The following is a 20,250-nucleotide window of genomic DNA, read 5'->3' as shown; positions in this document are numbered from 1 at the left end:
AATCAGTTAGGAAGTTTCGAAAAAATCCGTTATGATAGAAGCAAAACAGGAGGAGGAGTGCATATGGCCTTGAAGATCTTGCTAGTAGAAGACGAAGAAAGTTTAGCCAGTTTTATTCAGACCGAATTGACTTTTGAGGGATATGACACGGTCTGGGCCAAAGATGGGCAAGAGGCATTGACCTTGTTCAATCAGCAAGCAAATGCCTTTGATCTGATTTTATTGGATTGGATGCTGCCAATCTATGACGGCATCACAGTGGCGCGGCGGATACGCAAAGAAAGCGACATCCCGATTTTGATGATGACCGCCAGAAATCAAACCGCCGATGTGGTGACGGGGCTTGATGTCGGATTAGATGATTATTTAACGAAACCTTTTGAAATCGAAGAACTGTTTGCCAGAATTCGGGTGATCGAGCGGCGGTTGCAACGAGAAGCCAAACAACAAAAGAACCAGCAAAACCAATTAGTGGCGGGGGAGCTGATGATGGACATCGCCAAGCACTTGGTTCAGGTTGCCGGTGAAACCATTGAGTTGACGCCCAAAGAGTTTGGCATTTTATATGAATTGATGAAAGAACCCGAGGTCGTCAAAACGAGAGATGACCTATTGAATGAGATTTGGGGCTATGAATACGACGGCCAAACGAATGTTGTAGATGTCTATATCCGCACACTGAGGAACAAGCTGGATGTTTGCGGCAAAGGCAAAATGATCGCAACCGTTCGTGGATTAGGCTATGTCTTGAGGACCGATCATGAAGAATAAATCAGCCAACCAACGTAGAAAAACAGCCCAATTTCAATTGACGAGCCGCTTTTCCTTGATTCTCTTTGGTCTGCTGATTCTCTTCAATCTGCTGTTTATTTTATTATCCGTAGGTTATTTGTTTGAACATATCGAAAATCGTGCCAGCAACATCCTTGAAGCCATCGAAAAAGGTGAGGCATCAGGGGATGCCTGGGACTTTCTCGTCAATGCCTATGTCTCGGCAGATGAAGAAGACGCCCTGCAAGTGATCTTAGCCGATGGCAGTGTCGTTTCATCAGAAGATGCGGAAGAGATTTTTGCCGATATCAATCAAGGGCGAGTGATTCCTTTTCTCGAAGACATCGTTTTTACAGAGGAGGGCATCTATTACACGAAAACCCAAGAAGTCGATGGGGATCAGGTGACGATCGCTATCAATGGGGAGGATAGTGTGGAATTAGCCTATGGCCTCTTTATGATCAGCAGTTTCTTGAATCTGATCGCTGTTGTCGTGGGCAGTCTGCTGATTTATTGGAGTGTCGGGAAATGGAGTCAGAAGCTTACTGGTATGGCGCAAGAAATTGCTGCCATTGAACAAAGTCGAACAGGAGAACTGACGGTTTCTGAAGAGCCCATCGAGATTCGTTCGGTGGCATTGGCCTTTAATAAATTATTGAAAGAACAGCGAGAGACGATCGAGCGGGAAAAACGGTTCGTTGCCGATGCTTCCCATGAGCTGCGAACACCTTTAGCTGCGATTCGCGGACATGTCCAATTGATCCAGCGGCGTGGAACCAAACATCCCGAAGTCATTCCTTCCTCAATGGCGTTTATCGACAAAGAGTCGAAGCGTTTGGAAACATTGAGCAATCAATTGTTGGACCTAGAAAAAAATCAATCCCAAGATGAAATGACCTTTGTTGATGTTTCCCAGATCGTCCGAGAAGAGTGTGAAAAACAAGCGACGATCGTTCCGCAATCGATTGAATATTTTGTGGAGAACCAATGTATGAAACGTGGGCATAAACGTGACTTCCAGCAAATCATCCAAAACCTGTTAGAAAATGCCGCGAAGTATTCACCTGCCGATCAGCCGATTCATGTGACCTTGACGCAAGAGCAGAGACAGATGTCTTTGACCGTCGCCGATTTTGGCATTGGGATTCCCGATGATAAGAAAGCCTTGATTTTCGAACGGTTCTATCGAGTAGAAGATTCTCGTTCAAGCCAGATTGCTGGTTCAGGCATCGGGCTTTCACTGGTAAAACAGCTGGCAGACAAGTATCATGCCAAAATTACCGTGACAGACAATCAACCGCAAGGCAGTATCTTTAAACTTGCCTTTCCAAATGAAAGAGAAAGATGAAGATTTTTTTAGATTTTCTTCAAGCATTTTTGATTCTTTTTCATGAGGAACTTGTTATTCTAAATATATAGAAAAAAGGAATACACAAACAATTGGAGGAATGAAACATGAAAAAAACAACTATTTTATTCGGAATTGCCGCATTAGGATTATTGGCAGGATGTACACAAAACAACACTGGAAATTCAGAACCTGCGCAAAACAGCAGCTCAAGCACAGCAGTTGCCTCATCAAGTGAAACAACGTCGTCACAAGCAACAGACAGCTCTTCAAGCAGTGCAGCGATCGCCAACGGCGGCTTACCTACAGTGACCGTAGAAGAAGCGATCCAAATATTCCAAGACAAATACCCAGATGCAGCGATCACTTCGATTGATTTGGATACTTCTTTTGGCAATTACTTCTACCAAGTAGAAGGCGTGGATGACACGAATGAGTTTGAATTAAAGATTGATGCAGAAACCAAAGAAACTTCTGAAGAAAGAACGGAAAAATTGGATGCCGATGAACAAAACGGTGTCAAAAAAGATGCCGATCAATTGGACCTAACCAACTTGCTTTCATTGGAAGAAATTTCTGATATCGCCGTGAAAGAAGCTGGCGGTGGTCAAGCAACAGATTGGTCATTAGACAAAGAAATGAATGTAACCTATTGGGAAGTCAAGGTAGAAGATGGCAACAAACAAACAGATGTGAAAATCAATGCCCAAACAGGTGAAGTACTAGAAACCGAATTGGATGACTAATCCTGTTTCGCAGTAAAAAAGATAAGCCGCTATCGTCTATGCGCAAAAGACGATAACGGCTTATTTTTTTACGTATGCTGTTTGACTTCAGTTAACGGTTTGACGCGACCACCAATTTTATCTGCAAATGCTTCGGACTGCTTCCGATCTTCAAAGACCCATAACTTGTCTGGAATTTTTTCACGAGTGCGACGACCATCTTTGCCAATGTAACCATGCAAAACTTTAATCACGTACATCGCCATCATCCTTCCCTGAAATTACTTTTGATTATACGAAAGCCGTTTCAAAAAGCAAGGATTTTGACTTAAATGAGTGATCAGAATTGATTATTCCCCTGACAGGGCAGCATAATCAGCAAATCGTTGATGGATTTCAGGAAAACTACGCTTCAGCTGCACGATGCGATTGGTCTCTTTTGCTAAAAAACAATGCTTTGAAGTCCCCGTCGTTGCCAACTGACCATCGCTAGTTTTGTAGATCTCATAGCGAAAATCCAAACGCGTGCCAGTATATTTGTCGACCAAAACATCGATTCGCACCTCATCTTCGTAGCGAATCATCGTTTTGTATTGCGCACTGACTTCCAGCACGGGAACGATCAAGCCCGCTTCTTCGATGGTATGATACGGTAAATCCAAAAACGCGAGTAATTCCACGCGGGCCTCTTCAAACCAGCGGATATAATTGGCATGATGGATGATCGCCATTTGATCGGTCTCATAGTAGTGTGGTTGACGGATATAGCCTGAATATAAAGACATAAAAACAGCTCCTTTCATAGAAACAAAACCTTCGTTATTCAGCATAACGCAAAAAGGAAGAAAAGCAAACAGAAGGAGAGCTTCTTTGTGTTGACCACTAGAGAAAATGCTACTAGAGAGCAGCGGAGTGAAAAAGACAGTGAAACACCTTGACTTTTTCATAGCTTTCTTGTAGTTTATAGATAATATCAAAAATCAGTGAAGGATCGAGTACTTTATTCTACTCCTTAAAAGAGAAAACTGCCCCGGCTGAAAGCAGTTTAGGACGTGTAAAGGAAAGACAATCTGGAGATGAACAGAAGAAAAGCTGTTCCGTGACCGAGCGTTAATCGAGCGAAGGAGAAGAACATTTCTCGAATTTAGGTGGTACCGCGTGTAATCAAAACTCGCCCTTGTATAAAAAAACAAGGGCGAGTTTTTTGCTGTGAATCACTGCGACTGGTCCGCAAAGCGGAACAGAGCAGATGATGAACAGTACTAGGCGACCACAGGGAGCGTAGTAACCGAACTAGGAATCACGTTGATTGACGCAGGAAGTGAGACATGAAAGCTGTACCTGGCATTTTTGCTTTGTTCAATTGCAGTCGAAGCCAACGAAATGATGACCAGCAACCAACGGCAAAGAGCGCAATAACCCAAAAGTCAAACACGAGAACAACCCACCCACATCAATGAGCAACAAGCAATAGGTGAATAAGCAAACAAGCAATGAAAGCAAAGAACATGGGCAACCATGAAACAAATAGGAGGATGCATACGATGAGTTACCAACGTCCAAAAGGAACCAACGATATTTTGCCAGGAGAATCCGAAAAATGGCAATTTGTGGAAGAAACAGCACGCTTAGTGTTTCGCGATTATCAATTCAACGAAATTCGGACACCGATTTTTGAGCACTTTGAAGTGATCGCCCGCAGTGTCGGGGACACAACGGATATCGTTTCAAAAGAAATGTATGATTTCTACGATAAAGGAGAGCGTCATGTGACGTTGCGTCCAGAAGGCACCGCACCGATCGCTCGTTCTTATGTCGAAAACAAACTATTCGGACCAGAACATACGAAGCCTTATAAAGTGTTTTACATGGGACCAATGTTCCGTTATGAACGTCCGCAAAAAGGCCGTTTGCGTCAATTCCACCAAATCGGTGTCGAAGTTTTCGGTTCAGCAAATCCAGCGACCGATGTTGAGACAATGGCGATGGCAATGGATTTTTATCGTCAATTAGGACTGAGTCAATTGCGCTTGGTCATCAATTCATTAGGCGACAAAGAAACACGCCAAAACTATCGCCAAGCGTTGATCGACTATCTAGCGCCCCATGAAGCGGAGCTTAGTGAGGATTCAAAACGCCGCTTGCATGAAAATCCTTTGCGGGTCCTTGACAGCAAGGACAAGCGAGACCAAAAATTCGTGGCGGATGCACCATCGATCCTAGACTACTTAACACCAGATGCCAAGGCACATTTTGAAACCGTAACGAGTATGCTGGATGCGTTGGAGATCCCTTATGAGATCGATTCAAACATGGTGCGCGGTCTGGATTATTATACCCACACGATTTTTGAGATCATGAGTGAGGCACCAAAAATGGGGGCGCAAGCCACCATCTGTGCCGGCGGTCGTTACAATCATTTAGTGGAAGAGCTAGGCGGACCAGAAACACCTGGTTTTGGTTTTGCTTTAGGGATCGAACGTTTATTGATCACTATGGAAGCCGAAGAAGTTGTGATTCCTGCTTTGAATGAGTTAGATGCGTATGTGGTTGGTTTGGGACAAGAAACCAATTTAGAAGCGCTGAAAGTCGTGCAAGCGATTCGTAATTTCGGTTTTTCTGCCGATCGTGATTTCATGGATCGTAAAGCCAAAGCCCAGTTTAAATCTGCTGATAAACAAGGAGCACGGTTGGTTCTGACTCTAGGCGAAACAGAATTAGCAGAACAAGTGATCAATATCAAATCCATGGCAAGCCGTGAAGAAAAACAATTTCCGTTAGCGGATCTTTATGCCCGCTTCGATGAGATCTACGATGAAATGACAACCAAAATGTTTGAGTGAGGAGAAAAAGAATGACAAAACGTACAGTATATTGCGGGTTAGTAAATGAGACCCATTTAAACCAGACAGTAACTCTAAAAGGCTGGGTGCAAAAGCGCCGTGACTTAGGGGGCGTAATCTTTATTGACTTGCGCGACCGAGAAGGGATCGTGCAAATCGTCTTCAATCCTGAGGTTTCGAAAGAAGCCTGGGAAATCGCGGACAAATGCCGCAGTGAATATGTGTTAGAAGTAACAGGTCAAGTCATCAATCGTGCACCAGAAGCCATCAATCCGAAAATGGTGACAGGTGCCTATGAAGTGATGATCAGCGAAATCACGATTTTAAACACTGCAAAAACACCAGCCTTTTTGATTGAAGATGATCAAACCGTTGGCGATGAGATTCGCATGAAATACCGTTATTTAGACTTGCGTCGTCCAAAAATGACGAACAACATCGTGATGCGGGCGAAAACGACGCAAGCGATCCGCAATTTCTTAGATACGAACGACTTCTTGGATATCGAAACACCTTATCTAGGAAAATCAACACCAGAGGGTGCGCGGGATTATTTGGTTCCTTCACGGATCTATCCAGGTCATTTCTATGCGTTGCCGCAATCACCACAAATTTTTAAACAGTTATTGATGGGTGCTGGCTTCGATCGCTACTATCAAATCGTACGTTGCTTCCGTGACGAAGATTTGCGGGGCGACCGTCAACCAGAATTTACCCAAGTCGATATCGAAACCTCTTTCTTGACGGCAGAAGAAATCCAAACCTATACGGAAGAGCTGTTGGCAAAAGTGATGCGAGAAGTCAAAGGCATCGAAGTTACCTTGCCATTCCCACGGATGACCTATGATGAGGCAATGGGACGCTACGGCAGTGACAAACCAGATACACGGTTTGACATGGAGCTTATCGACTTATCTGAAGTTGTGAAAGACGTTGATTTTAAAGTCTTCCAAATGGCTCTTGAAAAAGGCGGCGTTGTGAAAGTCTTGAACGCCAAAGGGGCTGCAGACAAATACTCCAGAAAAGACATGGACAATCTAGGCCATTACGCTGGTCAATTTGGTGCCAAAGGATTGGCATGGGTCAAAGTTGAAGAAGATGGATTGAAAGGACCGATCGCTAAATTCTTGACAGAAGCGACCGACGCGATCATTGCAGCAGCCAATGCGGAAGTTGGCGATATTCTGATGTTTGGTGCCGATTCCTTTGCGATCGTTTCAGCAACGTTAGGTGCGATCCGTAATAAATTAGGAAAAGAATTAGGCTTGATCGACGAGAGCAAATTCAACTTCCTATGGGTTACTGACTGGCCGCAATTTGAATACGATGAAGAAGCAGGTCGCTATGTTTCTGCTCACCATCCGTTCACATTGCCAAAAGAAAGCGATCTGCCGTTGTTAACGACAGACCCTTCAAAAGTCTATGCGCAAGCCTACGATATCGTGCTAAACGGTTACGAGCTAGGTGGCGGATCATTGCGTATCCATACACGGGAAGTGCAAGAGCAAATGTTTGAAGCGCTAGGCTTCTCACGTCGCGAGATGCAAAATCAATTTGGCTTCTTATTGGATGCTTTGGATTATGGTTTCCCACCACATGGCGGCATCGCCCTTGGGTTAGACCGGTTAGTGATGCTCTTGGCTGGTGAAGAAAACATTCGCGAAGTCATTGCTTTCCCTAAAAATGGGAAAGCAGCTGATCCAATGTCTCAAGCGCCAAGTACCGTTTCGCCAATGCAATTGTTTGACTTGAACATCGATGTAACAACGGTTGAAGAAAACGAATAAGCGTTAAACCATGATGAAATGAGTGATGAAATAGAAATTGGTGAATGAATGAAAAAAGTTCATGAGAATTCACCCATTTCTTTCATTGCTCGTTTCTTTTTTTATGAGCTGAAGTATAATAAAGGCAAATCAAAAAAGTGAGGCTATGAAATGCAATGACTCCTCTGTTTAAATGGCTCCCTCATCCAGAATACGCCAACAAACTTTCGTTTTCGATCGTCTATGCGCTGCTGGCATCGATTGCGGTCAATTTCTTCTATCAACCAGGTAATATTTATTCCAGCGGCATTACGGGTGTCGCTCAGATCATCACCACGATCTCAAGAGAAGGGCTCGGGTTTTATATCCCCTTATCCCTTGCGCTATTATTGTTGAATGTGCCATTATTTTTTCTAGGTTGGTTTAAGATCGGCCACAAGTTTACGATTTTTACTGGAATTACTGTTTTACTCACCTCCTTATTCGTGCAAATTTTACCCGAAGAAACCGTTACGACGGACCCGATGATCTGTGCGATTTTCGGTGGTGCCATCAACGGGGTGGGGATCGGCTATGCTTTGAAGAATGGTCTTTCTTCAGGAGGGCTGGATTTTGTCAGCATTGCCATCCGCAAACGGACAGGGAAGACGATCGGCTCGATATCGATTTTCTTTAACATTGTTATTTTGTTCGCCGCAGGGATCTTGTTTGGCTGGCAATATGCGTTGTATAGTGCGATCGCGATTTTTGTCAGTGGAAAAGTGACGGATGCGGTCTTTACGAAGCAAAAGAAAATGCAGGTGACGATCATCACCCGCAACCCAGAAGAAGTCATTCAAACGATCCAAAAACATATGCGGCGAGGGATTACCATCATCAATGAAGCCGAAGGGGCGTACAAGCATGACAAACAAACGGTTTTGCTGACGGTAGTGACACGCTTTGAACTGCCGATGCTGCGCAGTGCCATGAAAGAAGCCGATCCAAAAGCCTTTGTCAGTATTGCAGAAAATGTCCAGATTTTGGGTCGCTTTTATGAAGAAGAACTGTGAAAAAGGAGTTGAAAAAAGTATTTCTTTATAGAAGTACTTTTTTTTCGCCAAAAATTAATTTTTTTGAAATATAGCAGATGTTGCTAGCTTTATATGGGGGATTTCTGGTAAATTATGAGAGTATGGAATCAATAGCGTTCATGCTGAAATTGTTTTTTTATGAAACAATTGGATCAATTAGAGAAAAGTGGTTGAAAAATGAATAAACGTTTAAGCACAAGCCGCTATATTACCGGGTTTGACGGCATTCGAACCTTGGCAGTCATCGGCGTTATTTTATATCATTTACTACCTACTCATATGCGAGGCGGGTATTTAGGAGTTCCAGTATTCTTTGTCGTATCAGGTTATTTAATCACTGACTTGCTGAGGCAAGAGTGGGATCAAAACGGCAAAATCAAAGTCAAAGATTTTTATGTTCGGCGGATGAAACGGCTCTATCCAGGAATGGTGGTGATGCTGCTTATCTCAGCAGCATATATCACGTTGTTCCAGCGAAACCTGTTGAATAATTTGCGCGGGGTTTTTGTTAGCTCGTTGCTGTATTACAACAACTGGTGGCAGATCAATCATGGGTTGTCCTATTTTGATCGGTTCGGTAATGAATCCCCCTTTACCCATCTGTGGTCGCTGGCTGTAGAGGGACAGAACTATCTGATTTGGCCTTTAGTGTTTATTTTGTTGATGAAAATCGGCAAGCAGAGGCATCGCGCCTTTAAATTTACTGCCGCAGTCACGATTTTGTCGGCAATTCTGTTAGCAGTCCTTTACACACCAGGCGCTGATCCGACACGGGTCTATTATGGAACGGATACGCGGCTCTTTTCGATCTGGATGGGGAGTGCCTTAGCATTCATTTGGCCAAGTACCCATTTGAAGAAAGAGATACCGCAAAAAGCCAAACGGGTCTTGAATATCTCTGGCTTTGCTTCCTTGGCTGGTCTGATCGCAGCGTTCTTTTTCTTAGATGATCATTTGACTTTTGTCTATTATGGCGGCATGTTCTTGATCAGTATCCTATGTACGATTCTTGTGGCAGTCACCGCTCATCCCGGAGCCAGCTTGAATCGGGTATTGAGTAATCCGATTTTCAGTTATATTGGCAAGCGCAGTTATGGGATCTATTTGTATCAATTTCCAGTGATGATTTTTTACGAAGCAAAAGTGGGGAATATCGGGGAGAACGTGCTGATGCACACGTTAGTGGAACTATTCTTGATCTTGTTTATCAGTGAATTGTCCTATCGGTTTATCGAAAACCCAATGCGTAAATTCCAGTACAAAGACACATTCAGAACGGTCCGCGGTTGGTTCAGTAAACCGATTTTTAGTTGGAAAAAACCGTGGTTAGTGCCCAGCTTACTGATTACCCTCGTTGCTTTGTTTGGCGTCGTGACCGCACCGACGAATTATGTCGATGCCCAGCAGCAGCAGTTGAAAGACAACATTGCGGCCAATAAAAAAGCGGCAGAGCAATCGCAAAAGAATGCGAATGCTGAAGGCAATGAAGCAGACGATGAGGCGAACACAAGTGAAGATGAAAAAAATATCATGGAAAAATATGATTTAACAGCAGCCCAAGTGAAAAAAGCAGAATCTCTTGAAATCACGGCTTTTGGTGATTCCGTGATGCTGGATGCAACGGCTGACTTGAAAGAAGTCTTTACCCAAGCGGTAGTTGATGGGGATGTTGGGCGCCAGCTGTATGCGAGTCCTGAATTGATCAAAGACTTGAAAGAAAAAAATCTTTTGCGGGATACCGTCCTTGTGGGGCTAGGGACGAATGGTTCCTTTACAGAAGCCCAATTTGACAGCTTTATGAATGAGATCGGTGATCGCAAAGTCTACTGGATCAATGTGCGGGTACCGACACAGCGTTGGCAAAATGAAGTCAATCGGATGTTGGAGCGCATGGCGGAAAAATACGACAATATGACCTTGATCGATTGGTATGATTTGAGTAATGACCAAGAGTCATGGTTCTATGAAGATCGGGTCCATCCAAATCCAGATGGCATGGATCAATACGTGAAGCTAGTTGCCCAAACGATTTTACAAGAGGAATAAACAAGAAAAAGACAAACCTCACGCAATCATAAGGTTTGTCTTTTGTCTTAAACGGTGCTTTGTAAGAGCAGCGTTTTTTAATTCTTTTCTATCACCGTTAATAGTGAGTCAAACAAAATCGCACTAGAAGCCGATCCGGGATCGATATGACCGATGGCACGTTCACCAACATAAGAGGCACGGCCTTTTTTAGCAACGAGTTCTTTGGTATGTTCTTTCGCTGCTTCGATCGTGTCTTTGGTCAATTCACCTTTTTTCAAGGCTTCTGCGACAGGTTGCCAAACATCGATCATCGTTTTGTCTTCAAACTCAGCTTTTCCCCGCATTTTGATGCCCGTCAAGCCTTCTTCAACGATCGTACCTAATTGTTCAAAGGAGTCGATCGTTTCTAGTTCCTTCGTTGCTTTGGTCATATTCATAAACGCCGAACCATAAAGGGGACCTGAAGCGCCGCCGACTTTTGAGATCATTGCCATCGAGAAGACTTTAAAGGTATCACTGATCGTCGTTGGCTGTTGTTTGGCATAAGCTTCTTGATAAGCAGCTACGCCGCGTGCCATATTGTTGCCATGGTCCCCGTCGCCGATCGGTGTATCTAAATCGCTCAAATAGGCTTTGTTTGCTTCGATTTCTTTTGTGAAGGTATCTAACCATGCTTGCACCGTTTCTGTTGTCAATTGCATCTCTATTCGCTCCTTTACCAGGCTATTGTTGTGACGGCTTCATTTAACGCATCGGTGTGATCCGTTTCGCTGAAGTCGATCAAGGTCAGTGAAAGTCCCTGCATATCGATGGAAGTCATGAAATTGCCGACTTTATGGAAGGAGACAGGGATGTCTTTTTCTGCGAGTAATTTCGCGACATCATTGGCAAAAACGAACAGCTCCATTTGCGGCGTACCACCCATACCGTTGATCAAGACACCGACTTTTTCTGGGGTCTTTTCATAATCCGCTAAGATTTTTTCCACCAACTCTTGTGCTAGTTCACGTGAGGGTTTCAGTTTTTCACGACGGTAACCAGGTTCGCCGTGGATGCCCACGCCATACTCGATCTCATCATCGGCTAAGTCAAAACCTGGTTTCCCAACTTCAGGAACTGTTGCCGCTTTTAATGCGACCCCAATGGTTTTGATCGATGCAACCAAGGCATCGCCCAGTGTTTTTAATTCGCTTAAGCTGGCACCATTACGAGCAGCTGCGCCTAAAATCTTGTGGACTAAGACCGTACCGGCAACTCCTCGTTTGCCAGCAGTATAGGTGCTATTTTCAACAGCGATATCATCATCCACGACCACGATCTCCGTCGTGATCTCTTCCATTTCTGCCATATCTTTGGCCATCTCAAAGTTCAAGATATCGCCAGTATAGTTTTTGACGATCAGCAAGACACCTTGTCCTTGATCAGAATCTTGGATAGCCGTCAAAATCTGGTCGGGGGTCGGGGAGGTGAAGACATCGCCTAAAACGGCGGCGCTAAGCATCCCATCACCGACAAAGCCAGCATGGGCCGGCTCATGTCCGCTCCCACCACCAGAAACAAGACCGACTTGTTCTTTTTGATTATTCTTAGCAATCACCCGTGAGTCTGCGACTTGATGGACCAGTTCGGGATAACTGCCTACGATACCAGCCAACATTTCTTCTACGATCATTGAGGGATCATTAATGATTTTTTTCATGCTTCATGCCATCCTTTCTCGGCTGCTTTTTTTGCTTCTGCAACGATTTGCGCCAAATCATCACTGAAACCAGCGGTGATCGCTGCAGCAAAGGCACCTTCCACCAGCGGCGCGTCGATCAGGTGATAGCGTTCTTGTTGCTGAGGTTCCAGCATGTCGTATGCAAGTTCGGCATTCAAAACGGCACTGCCTAGATCGGCAAAGACTAAGATCAGTTCAGCGTCTGCGGATTCGTTGACGGCATCCACGATTTTCGTGGCGTCAGAACCCAGCTCTCCTTCTGCTGTCCCGCCTAAAGAATAGATCGTGACTGACTCGCCGTCAGCCATTTCTTCGATCATCTGTTTTAATCCTTCGGTGAGTTGCTGACTGTGAGAAACGAGTAAAATACTTTTTTTCATCCAATTTCACCAACACTTTCTGATTAAATTTGGCTGTTTGACAAGGGGGTTGCCTTTTCCAAAGAAACACCGTCCTTGTTGAAACCGCCTACAGGTTCAGTATACCAAATTTCTTTCTTCTTGTATGGTTGCACCTATGGAGAGGGCAAAAAAACAGCATCGTCTTTCTGGACAAAGCAAGAAAGAGCGATGCTGTAAAATCAATTAGGATTGTTTAACGAGCACTTTGGCTGAAAAGCGCTTTGTTAGGAAAGAAAGCCCCACGTACAGGCAGATGTTCAATGCCATCATGCCAAGGAAGTAAGGCAATGTTACGGCGGTCAAGAAACCGACTTCCAGCAATCCGTGGAAAAGCATTGCTGCGACATAGATCCCCACGGTAGTGGTAATCGCTAAGAACAATCGCAATGGATTTAACGGCAAGCAAGCGCGAATCACAGCGATACAGCTGATCCCGATCAACAAATAGTACAACAAGGTCGTCGTATCAAATTGCGACCAACCGTAGTCGGTTTGTAAGAAGCGGATCGCAAAGTAATTGACTAACACCAACAAGGCATTTGGTAATGCATTGAGTAAGACCGTCGGCAAGTAGCGCCCCTTGATCGGTGCTTTGTTTTCTTCAAAGGAAAGGAAGAAAGAAGGATAGCCTTCAATTGCTAAGTCGATCAATGTGATTTGGATCGGCAAGAACGGAAAGGCGCTGGATGTCAGGATACAAACCAAAGAGAGCAAGAAGCTGTAAATCGTCTTGATAAAGAAGATCCCCGACGCTTTGGTGACGTTATTGACGACGCGGCGTCCTTCAAATAAAACATCTGGCAACGTAGTAAAGTCAGAATCCAATAAGACAAAGTTAGCGATTTGACGAGCCGCACTGTCGCCAGCAGCCATCGCAATACTAACGTCGGCTTCCCGCAGCGCCAACACGTCATTGACGCCATCGCCCGTCATAGCAACGGTCCGTTGATTGGCTTTTAATTCTTGGACAAGCAGTTTCTTTTGTTCAGGGGTCACACGACCAAAGACCGTATAGCGTGTCGCAGCTTCTCGGACTTCTGCTTCGGTCGTTAAGGTAGAAAGATCGATGGCTTGATCGGCATTCGCAAGACCTGCACGATGGGCGATCGCTGCGACAGCTATTGGATTATCGCCAGAGATCACCTTTAGATCGATGCCTTGATCGGCTAAGTAAGCCAAGGTTTCTTCAGCGTTTTGGCGGATGATATCAGATAAAATCAAGACTGCCACCGCTTGTGCATTGCTTGGGTCAAAGGATGCTGGCGCTTTTGGATCGGTCTCTACAGCTAAAATCAACACCCGCAGACCTGCTTCTTGCGCTTCTTTGACTTGCGGCAAGGCAGCAGAGCCAGCGACTTTTTCAGGTGCGCCAAGATAGACATTTCCTAGATGTTCAAAAGCCACAGCACCCCATTTGCGCTGTGAAGAAAAGGCAGCGACTTCGATCGGCTGATGATCCGTTAGCTCAGGGCAGCCTTGACGCAATGCTTGCATCGTCAAATTGTTATCTGTGCTGGCTGCCAAATAATTCCCTAAGAGCATGTTAGGGTCGCTGTCGGCTTGGAGAGGAACGATCGATTCGAGAACCATATGGCCTTCCGTCAACGTCCCCGTCTTATCCAGACAAAGGGTATCGACATGCGCCAAGGTTTCAACGGCATACATGTCTTGGACCAAAATCCGTTTTTTGGCCAATTTAATGACACCTGTCGTCAAGGCGATACTGATCAGCAGGACAAGTCCTTTTGGTAACATTCCTAATAAGGCAGCGGCAGAAACGACGACGGATTCCTTGATCCCAGCATCTCGCATCATAAAGGCTTGGAAGAACAAAATCACCCCTAAAGGAACGATCACATAGCTGGTGAATTTGGATACACTACGGATCGAAGCAAGCAGCTCAGAGCGGATCGGTTTGTGGACCTTCGCCTCATTGCTTAGTTTCGCTGCGTAGTTTTCTGCACCGACATGAATAACTTTTCCTGTCACTTCACCGCTGACGATGAAACTTCCTGAGAGTAAGGAAGCACCTGCTTCTTTGACAACCAGATCGGCTTCACCAGTCAGCATCGCTTCATTGACTTCGACTAGTCCAGAAAGCACCGTCATATCAGCGGGGATTTGGTCCCCAGCACCAAGAATGACTGAGTCTTCTAAGACCAATTCTTTGGCTGAAATCTCATGGGTTTGACCATCTCGAATCACTCGTACCGTTTGCGGTGAAACAAGTGAGAGTTTTTTTACTAAATTACGTGCGTGCAATTCTTGGCTGATCCCAATGGTGATATTCACAAAAATAATCGCTAAGTAGAACATGTTGGAATAGGCGCCTACGGCAAATAAAAAAACGCCAATCAATAGGTTGAGAAAATTGAATAACGTCAGTAAATTGTCCTTGATGATCGCAGTAGTTGATTTACTGGTTTTTGTTTCATAATCATTGTGCAGCCCCTCTTGGGTTTTCTTGGCCACTTCTGCTGCAGTCAAGCCGGTGGGTAATTGAGTCATAAGCATCTCCATTTCATTTGTTCATTTCTTTCTGATTCCTTTATCTAGTCTAGCCATTCGAAAAAGGCAATGCAATCGTTGCGAGGGAAATAACGATAAAATTAATTAAAATCTTAAACAATCAACACGTGTTCTTTTAAAGAAAGAAAAAAACTGGGGGAACAAACCGCACCATCGACTTTTTTCTGGTGCTTACGTATAATAGGGGAAGAGAAAAAGCCGAGAAGCAGATGCTTAGCGGACAAAAGAGGGTAGCGAGCATGTCTTTAAAAGAAAAAATTATTGCAGAAAGCAAGCGGCTTGGCATCGACAAGATCGGGTTTGCTTCAGCGGAGCCGTTTTTGGCATTGGAGCCTTCCTTGCGGGAACAAAAAGCCAAAGGCCATACCTCTGGTTTTGAGCATCCCGTGATCGAAGAGCGGATCTATCCTGAACGGACATTTGAAAATCCGCAAACGATCATTGCGATCGCTTTAGCTTATCCGACAAAAATCAAAGAGAAAGTCCCGCGGGATGAAAAACGTGGGATGTTTGCCCGTGCCTCGTGGGGCATCGATTACCATGATATTTTGCGAGAACGATTGGATCGCTTGATCGCCTTTATCAAAGAACAAGCGCAAACGATGGAAGAACAAGTCGAATGGCGTTTCGCACCGCAAGTCGATACAGGGGAATTGGTGGATGTGGCGGCAGCGCAGCGGGCGGGTCTTGGCTTTATCGGTCGTAATGGCTTGCTGATCACAGAAGAGTTTGGTTCGTTTGTTTATCTCGGGGAGATCGTCACTAATATCTCTCTTGAACCAGATGAAGAAGTCCCGTTTGGTTGTGGGGATTGCATGCGTTGTGTGACGGCTTGCCCCACCAAAGCGTTATTGGGCGATGGTCGGATGAATGCCCAGCGCTGTTTGTCCTATCAAACCCAGACGAAGGGCATGATGCCAGAAGAGTACCGCAAAAAGATGCATAACGTGATTTACGGTTGCGATATTTGTCAGCTGGTCTGCCCTTATAATCGGGGGAAGGACTTCCATTTTCATCAAGAGATGGAGCCTGAAGTCGATACCGTTTATCCAAAACTGCAACCGATGCTGTCTTTATCAAACAAAGCCTTCAAAGAACAATTTGGCCATCTATCTGGCTCTTGGCGGGGGAAAAAACCGCTGCAGCGTAATGCCATCATCGCCTTAGCCAATGTGGGAGACCGCAGTGCCTTGCCAGCGATTTGGCGCTGTGCGACAGAAGACGTGCGCCCAGTGATTCGAGGAACGGCTTATTGGGCCATTGGTCAGTTGGGCGTCAAAGAACCAGAGATGTGGTTAGAGCGACTGCAACGATGCGCAGAGTTAGAACCCGAAGAAGAAGCACAGCAAGAATTGCAGCCTGCCATCGAACGATTGCAAGCAGTCATTACCAAAAAGCAGGAAAAAGAGCTATAAAAAAAGCAAAACGTGCCCGTGGCCGTTTTGCTTTTTTGTTTAATCTAGTACGTCATCACTTTCAACGATTTCTTCTGAATCGAGTTCAAAATCGGGTGCTGGATGCACACGCTCAGGCAGCTCCATTTCTAACTCGCCTTCTTCGGTGTATTGGTTGTCGGTATCGGCAACGTCAACTAAAATTTCTTCAGGAAGCTCTTGTTCCAACCGATAGCCTTCTGCATGACGTGCATCGAGTAATTCCAAAAGATGTTGCCACTCGTCTTTCGAGATCACTACAACATCAATGCCATCTTTGTTTTGTACCTCTACAACAGAGGAAAGATCGGTGCCGACCGTTTTAATGATCGATTCCAACGACCATTTACTCGTTTCTAAGTCAATTTTTTGTGCCATAAGAATTACCCCTTTTTTGAGAAAAATTTTGTCCTACCTTAATTGTAACGGGAAAGTTGCAGAAAACAAAATAGCTTGATTGGGAATCGTCCCTGATATGCGCAAGAACATTTGCACAGCGGCTTTAACCAAGGTAAGATAAGAGCAAGAAGGGAAGGAATAAAAATGACAGAAAAACAGACATTTCATGTGAATGGGTATTTAGCACTGGTTGTGCTGATCGGGTTATTAGTTGGCGGCGGTTATTTGTTTTATCATGGGTTCGTAAATGAGAGCGTTCTCGAAATCGTTCTCAGTATTCTTTTATGGATCGTTTCGTTTCTGTTCCTTAGTTCGTTAACGATCGTACAGCCCAACCAAGCCAAAGCGATCCTCTTTTTTGGGCAATATTTAGGGACCATTAAAGACAACGGCTTATTCGTGACAACCCCCTTAACCCAAAAAATCAATGTTTCATTGAAAGTCCGTAACTTTAACAGTTCGCTGTTGAAGGTCAATGATTCAGACGGAAACCCGATCGAGATCTCGGCGGTGGTGGTTTTTAAAGTCGTAGATACGGCGAAAGCATTGTTTGATGTCGATTATTACCAAGATTTCATTGAGATCCAAAGTGAAACAGCGATTCGTCATATTGCGACGCAATACCCGTATGACACGTTCAATGACGATGATCTGACGTTGCGAGGCAATACCAATGAAGTTTCTGAAGAACTGGCAAAAGAATTGCAAGAACGATTGGCTGTTGCTGGGGTCGAAGTCATAGAGACCCGCTTAAATCACCTCGCGTATGCGACTGAGATCGCTAGTGCGATGTTGCAGCGCCAACAAGCTAAAGCAATTTTATCAGCACGGCAAATCATTGTTGAAGGGGCCGTCTCCATGACACAAATGGCGTTAGAACAAATCGAAGACGGACAGGACATCAATTTCACAGATGACCGCAAAGTCCAACTGATCAATAATTTATTGGTGTCGATCATTACCGATAAAGGCACGCAGCCGGTGATCAATACGGGCGATGTCAAAGAGAAAGGAGTGTAGCATTTGAAGAAACTTTACATCAAACAGAAGGTTTTCAGCATTGGCGAAAAATTTACCGTCACCGATGATTTACAAAACCCTCGCTATTATGTCGAAGGCAGTTTTTTTAAGATCCCGAAAAGTTTTACGATCTTCAATGAGCAGCAGCGACCGATCGCGGAGATCACCAAAAAAGTGTTCAGTTTATTACCGAAATTTTTTGTGGAAGTCCACGGCCAAGAAGCGATCGTTTTAGAAAAACATTTCACATTTTTTAAAGCCCGCTATTCCATCAGTGCAGAAGGCATCGATGTGGACGGCAATTGGTGGGATATGGATTTTGTGGTCAACCGCAACGGCAAACGGATCGCAGATATCCACAAAAAATGGATCTCTTGGGGCGATACCTATGAAGTTGTGATCTATGAAGAAGATCTAGATGACCTGATCATTGCATTAGTGGTAGCCATCGATCGCGTCAAAGCAGATGATGCCGCAGCGTCAAGTTCAGCAAGTAGTTAGAAAAAAAGGAGCGATGTGCATGTTATACGGTTCGATTGAAGCAGGCGGCACAAAATTTGTGTGCGCCATTGGCGATGAAGAAATGACAATCAAGGAAAGAGTGAGCTTTCCGACAACGACACCTGAGGAAACAATGCCTTTAGTCATTGGTTTCTTCAAACAATACCAAGCAGATTTAGCAGGGATTGGGATTGGCTCATTTGGGCCCATCGATATCCATCGCGATTCTGCCACTTATGGGTACATTACCTCGACCCCGAAATTGGCATGGCAAAATTTTGATTTCATCGGTACCATGAAAAAAGAATTTCCGATCCCGATTTCTTGGACAACAGATGTCAATGCGGCCGCCTATGGTGAGTATGTCTTCGGCAGTGGCAAAGGATTGAGTAGTGTCGTTTATTACACGATCGGTACAGGTGTTGGCGGCGGTGCCTTACAAGAAGGGCGCTTTATCGAAGGCTTTAGTCATCCAGAAATGGGGCATATGCTGGTCGTCCCTCATCCAAAAGATGACTTTGCTGGCAGCTGTCCATTTCATGGCAACTGTTTAGAAGGGATGGCTGCTGGACCCGCCATCGAAAAACGCTTAGGGAAAAAAGGTCAAGAGGTTGCAGAAGATGATCCTTATTGGGAAATCGAAGCCTCCTATATTGCTCAATGTGCCTACAATACAACCTTGATGTTTTCTCCAGATGTGATCATTTTTGGCGGTGGTGTGATGAAACAACGTCATATGCTGCAAAACGTCCACGACGCATTTGCAAAATTGGTCAATGGGTATGTCGAAACACCTGAGTTAAGCAAATATATCGTGACCCCAGCATTGGAAGACAACGCTGGAACGCTCGGTTGTTTGGCATTGGCTCGAGAAGCGGTCTTACATTCATAAATAAAAAAAAGATCATACTCTTTGATATGCTCCCCCTATATAGGACACTGAAATATAAAGTGGCTTATATAGGGGGAGTTTGTATGTCTAGAGGAAAAATGAAATTAAGTTCAGAAGAACGGCTAGCTTTTGTAGAAAGAGCTTTAAAAAATGAAGCTAGCATAAACAGCCTGGCCAAAGAAGCACAAGTAAGTTTCAGTACGATAGAAAGGTGGATCACTCTTTATGAGAATGAAGGACCCACAGGTTTACTCCCTACAAAAAGGAATCAATCATACTCAACAGAGTTGAAACTGAATGCGGTCCATGATTATTTAGCTGGAACACATGGTAGCTTAAGAGCTGTCGCCAAGAAATACGGGCTTCGTAACAAAAAACAATTAGAAGACTGGTTAAAGATATATAATACTCATAGAAACTTCAAATCAGAAAGTGGTGGAAGTAGAATGAGTAAATCCAGAAAAACAACATTGAATGAACGAATTAAAATTGTGCATGACTGTATTATCAACGGTCGAGACTATGGGAAAACCGCAATTCAGTACCAAGTCTCTTACCAACAAGTTCGGAACTGGGTGTTGAAATACGACGAGATGGGAGAAAAAGGCTTAGAAGACCGTCGAGGGCAACGAGCGGGAAGTAAACCTGCCAGAACACCCGAAGAAGAAATGCGCGATAAACTGGCTCAACAAGAACGACGGATCAAGTTGCTTGAAATGGAAAATGACCTGTTAAAAAAAGTCAGCGAGTTAGAAAGGAGGCGGGATTTGAATTAGTTCGTCATACGTTTGAATACCAATC

General features: G+C 44.5%; 19 protein-coding genes and 1 other annotated feature. Of the genes, 12 read left to right on the top strand and 7 right to left on the bottom strand.

Features of this window, described 5'->3' with window-relative positions:
- Window positions 1-63 precede the first annotated feature (63 nt).
- From IGI72_RS15260 to IGI72_RS15250, 3 genes are all read left to right on the top strand, one after another.
- Window positions 64-771, top strand: coding sequence for a response regulator transcription factor (locus tag IGI72_RS15260; RefSeq protein WP_008379528.1), 708 nt, complete (start codon window positions 64-66; stop codon window positions 769-771).
- A complete protein-coding gene (locus IGI72_RS15255) occupies window positions 761-2,119 on the top strand; it encodes a sensor histidine kinase (RefSeq protein WP_060791497.1) in 1,359 nt (452 codons plus the stop codon). The genes IGI72_RS15260 and IGI72_RS15255 overlap by 11 nt, the downstream gene beginning before the upstream one ends.
- A gap of 107 nt (window positions 2,120-2,226) precedes the next feature.
- On the top strand, window positions 2,227-2,865 hold the full coding sequence (locus IGI72_RS15250; protein ID WP_010750007.1) for a PepSY domain-containing protein: 639 nt from the start codon (window positions 2,227-2,229) through the stop codon (window positions 2,863-2,865).
- Window positions 2,866-2,933: 68 nt separating this feature from the next.
- On the opposite strand, the gene IGI72_RS15245 is transcribed toward IGI72_RS15250, so the two are convergent.
- Window positions 2,934-3,104, bottom strand: a complete 171-nt coding sequence (locus IGI72_RS15245; RefSeq protein ID WP_008379536.1) for a hypothetical protein — start codon at window positions 3,102-3,104, stop codon at window positions 2,934-2,936.
- Between the two features lie 90 nt (window positions 3,105-3,194).
- A complete protein-coding gene (locus IGI72_RS15240) occupies window positions 3,195-3,629 on the bottom strand; it encodes an acyl-CoA thioesterase (RefSeq protein ID WP_008379539.1) in 435 nt (144 codons plus the stop codon).
- Between the two features lie 189 nt (window positions 3,630-3,818).
- Window positions 3,819-4,026 (top strand) — a binding site (T-box leader).
- 362 nt (window positions 4,027-4,388) lie between these two features.
- Between IGI72_RS15240 and hisS the strand changes: the two genes are divergently transcribed.
- The 4 genes from hisS to IGI72_RS15220 all read left to right on the top strand — a co-directional run bounded on the left by hisS (window position 4,389) and on the right by IGI72_RS15220 (window position 10,572).
- Window positions 4,389-5,687, top strand: a complete 1,299-nt coding sequence (gene hisS / locus IGI72_RS15235) for a histidine--tRNA ligase (protein ID WP_060791494.1) — start codon at window positions 4,389-4,391, stop codon at window positions 5,685-5,687.
- A gap of 11 nt (window positions 5,688-5,698) precedes the next feature.
- A complete protein-coding gene (aspS, locus tag IGI72_RS15230) occupies window positions 5,699-7,474 on the top strand; it encodes an aspartate--tRNA ligase (RefSeq protein ID WP_015510364.1) in 1,776 nt (591 codons plus the stop codon).
- A gap of 155 nt (window positions 7,475-7,629) precedes the next feature.
- Window positions 7,630-8,505 (top strand): YitT family protein, encoded by an 876-nt coding sequence (locus tag IGI72_RS15225; protein ID WP_010750004.1) that lies wholly within the window; start codon window positions 7,630-7,632, stop codon window positions 8,503-8,505.
- A gap of 198 nt (window positions 8,506-8,703) precedes the next feature.
- Window positions 8,704-10,572 (top strand): acyltransferase family protein, encoded by a 1,869-nt coding sequence (locus IGI72_RS15220; protein ID WP_008379546.1) that lies wholly within the window; start codon window positions 8,704-8,706, stop codon window positions 10,570-10,572.
- 77 nt (window positions 10,573-10,649) lie between these two features.
- Here the strand turns inward: IGI72_RS15220 and dhaL are convergent, their stop codons facing one another.
- From dhaL to IGI72_RS15200, 4 genes are all read right to left on the bottom strand, one after another.
- Window positions 10,650-11,255: a dihydroxyacetone kinase subunit DhaL gene (gene dhaL, locus IGI72_RS15215; RefSeq protein ID WP_016609484.1), complete on the bottom strand. Its 606-nt coding sequence runs from the start codon at window positions 11,253-11,255 to the stop codon at window positions 10,650-10,652.
- Window positions 11,256-11,269: 14 nt separating this feature from the next.
- On the bottom strand, window positions 11,270-12,253 hold the full coding sequence (gene dhaK, locus IGI72_RS15210) for a dihydroxyacetone kinase subunit DhaK (protein ID WP_010750002.1): 984 nt from the start codon (window positions 12,251-12,253) through the stop codon (window positions 11,270-11,272).
- Window positions 12,250-12,654, bottom strand: coding sequence for a dihydroxyacetone kinase phosphoryl donor subunit DhaM (gene dhaM, locus IGI72_RS15205; protein WP_005228160.1), 405 nt, complete (start codon window positions 12,652-12,654; stop codon window positions 12,250-12,252). The genes dhaK and dhaM overlap by 4 nt, the downstream gene beginning before the upstream one ends.
- 204 nt (window positions 12,655-12,858) lie before the next feature.
- Window positions 12,859-15,183 carry an HAD-IC family P-type ATPase gene (locus IGI72_RS15200; protein ID WP_123833652.1) on the bottom strand — a complete coding sequence of 775 codons (2,325 nt, stop codon included), beginning with the start codon at window positions 15,181-15,183 and terminating at the stop codon, window positions 12,859-12,861.
- A 260-nt stretch (window positions 15,184-15,443) separates the two neighbouring features.
- Between IGI72_RS15200 and queG the strand changes: the two genes are divergently transcribed.
- Window positions 15,444-16,619, top strand: a complete 1,176-nt coding sequence (queG, locus tag IGI72_RS15195; protein WP_005228165.1) for a tRNA epoxyqueuosine(34) reductase QueG — start codon at window positions 15,444-15,446, stop codon at window positions 16,617-16,619.
- Between the two features lie 39 nt (window positions 16,620-16,658).
- Here queG and IGI72_RS15190 read toward each other — a convergent pair whose 3' ends face one another.
- A complete protein-coding gene (locus IGI72_RS15190) occupies window positions 16,659-17,015 on the bottom strand; it encodes a hypothetical protein (RefSeq protein ID WP_005228172.1) in 357 nt (118 codons plus the stop codon).
- A gap of 165 nt (window positions 17,016-17,180) precedes the next feature.
- Here IGI72_RS15190 and IGI72_RS15185 point away from each other — a divergent pair, with 165 nt between their 5' ends.
- From IGI72_RS15185 to IGI72_RS15170, 4 genes are all read left to right on the top strand, one after another.
- Window positions 17,181-18,056, top strand: coding sequence for an SPFH domain-containing protein (locus IGI72_RS15185; protein WP_010750000.1), 876 nt, complete (start codon window positions 17,181-17,183; stop codon window positions 18,054-18,056).
- A gap of 3 nt (window positions 18,057-18,059) precedes the next feature.
- Entirely contained in the window at window positions 18,060-18,557 is a 498-nt protein-coding gene (locus tag IGI72_RS15180; RefSeq protein ID WP_438754711.1) for an LURP-one-related/scramblase family protein, read from the top strand.
- 19 nt (window positions 18,558-18,576) lie between these two features.
- Window positions 18,577-19,449 carry a fructokinase ScrK gene (scrK, locus tag IGI72_RS15175; RefSeq protein WP_010749999.1) on the top strand — a complete coding sequence of 291 codons (873 nt, stop codon included), beginning with the start codon at window positions 18,577-18,579 and terminating at the stop codon, window positions 19,447-19,449.
- Window positions 19,450-19,532: 83 nt separating this feature from the next.
- The gene (locus IGI72_RS15170; protein ID WP_074935028.1) at window positions 19,533-20,225 is read left to right on the top strand and encodes a helix-turn-helix domain-containing protein; all 693 of its coding nucleotides are present in this window, start codon (window positions 19,533-19,535) and stop codon (window positions 20,223-20,225) included.
- The last annotated feature ends 25 nt before the right edge of the window (window positions 20,226-20,250 follow it).

Origin of the sequence: Enterococcus sp. DIV1059_2 (genome assembly GCF_051713685.1) — a bacterium.
In the GTDB taxonomy this organism is placed as follows: Bacteria; Bacillota; Bacilli; order Lactobacillales; family Enterococcaceae; genus Enterococcus_D; species Enterococcus_D casseliflavus.
Note: the sequence above shows the minus strand (reverse complement) of the source record. Positions and strands in the feature narration are given on the sequence as shown.

Excerpts from the sequence above, each read along its gene's own strand:
- IGI72_RS15260 (WP_008379528.1), top strand. The coding sequence starts at position 64 with ATGGCCTTGAAGATCTTGCTAGTAGAAGACGAAGAAAGTTTAGCCAGT.
- IGI72_RS15255 (WP_060791497.1), top strand. The coding sequence starts at position 761 with ATGAAGAATAAATCAGCCAACCAACGTAGAAAAACAGCCCAATTTCAA.
- IGI72_RS15250 (WP_010750007.1), top strand. The coding sequence starts at position 2,227 with ATGAAAAAAACAACTATTTTATTCGGAATTGCCGCATTAGGATTATTG.
- IGI72_RS15245 (WP_008379536.1), bottom strand. The coding sequence starts at position 3,104 with ATGTACGTGATTAAAGTTTTGCATGGTTACATTGGCAAAGATGGTCGT.
- IGI72_RS15240 (WP_008379539.1), bottom strand. The coding sequence starts at position 3,629 with ATGTCTTTATATTCAGGCTATATCCGTCAACCACACTACTATGAGACC.
- hisS (WP_060791494.1), top strand. The coding sequence starts at position 4,389 with ATGAGTTACCAACGTCCAAAAGGAACCAACGATATTTTGCCAGGAGAA.
- aspS (WP_015510364.1), top strand. The coding sequence starts at position 5,699 with ATGACAAAACGTACAGTATATTGCGGGTTAGTAAATGAGACCCATTTA.
- IGI72_RS15225 (WP_010750004.1), top strand. The coding sequence starts at position 7,630 with ATGACTCCTCTGTTTAAATGGCTCCCTCATCCAGAATACGCCAACAAA.
- IGI72_RS15220 (WP_008379546.1), top strand. The coding sequence starts at position 8,704 with ATGAATAAACGTTTAAGCACAAGCCGCTATATTACCGGGTTTGACGGC.
- dhaL (WP_016609484.1), bottom strand. The coding sequence starts at position 11,255 with ATGCAATTGACAACAGAAACGGTGCAAGCATGGTTAGATACCTTCACA.
- dhaK (WP_010750002.1), bottom strand. The coding sequence starts at position 12,253 with ATGAAAAAAATCATTAATGATCCCTCAATGATCGTAGAAGAAATGTTG.
- dhaM (WP_005228160.1), bottom strand. The coding sequence starts at position 12,654 with ATGAAAAAAAGTATTTTACTCGTTTCTCACAGTCAGCAACTCACCGAA.
- IGI72_RS15200 (WP_123833652.1), bottom strand. The coding sequence starts at position 15,183 with ATGACTCAATTACCCACCGGCTTGACTGCAGCAGAAGTGGCCAAGAAA.
- queG (WP_005228165.1), top strand. The coding sequence starts at position 15,444 with ATGTCTTTAAAAGAAAAAATTATTGCAGAAAGCAAGCGGCTTGGCATC.
- IGI72_RS15190 (WP_005228172.1), bottom strand. The coding sequence starts at position 17,015 with ATGGCACAAAAAATTGACTTAGAAACGAGTAAATGGTCGTTGGAATCG.
- IGI72_RS15185 (WP_010750000.1), top strand. The coding sequence starts at position 17,181 with ATGACAGAAAAACAGACATTTCATGTGAATGGGTATTTAGCACTGGTT.
- scrK (WP_010749999.1), top strand. The coding sequence starts at position 18,577 with ATGTTATACGGTTCGATTGAAGCAGGCGGCACAAAATTTGTGTGCGCC.
- IGI72_RS15170 (WP_074935028.1), top strand. The coding sequence starts at position 19,533 with ATGTCTAGAGGAAAAATGAAATTAAGTTCAGAAGAACGGCTAGCTTTT.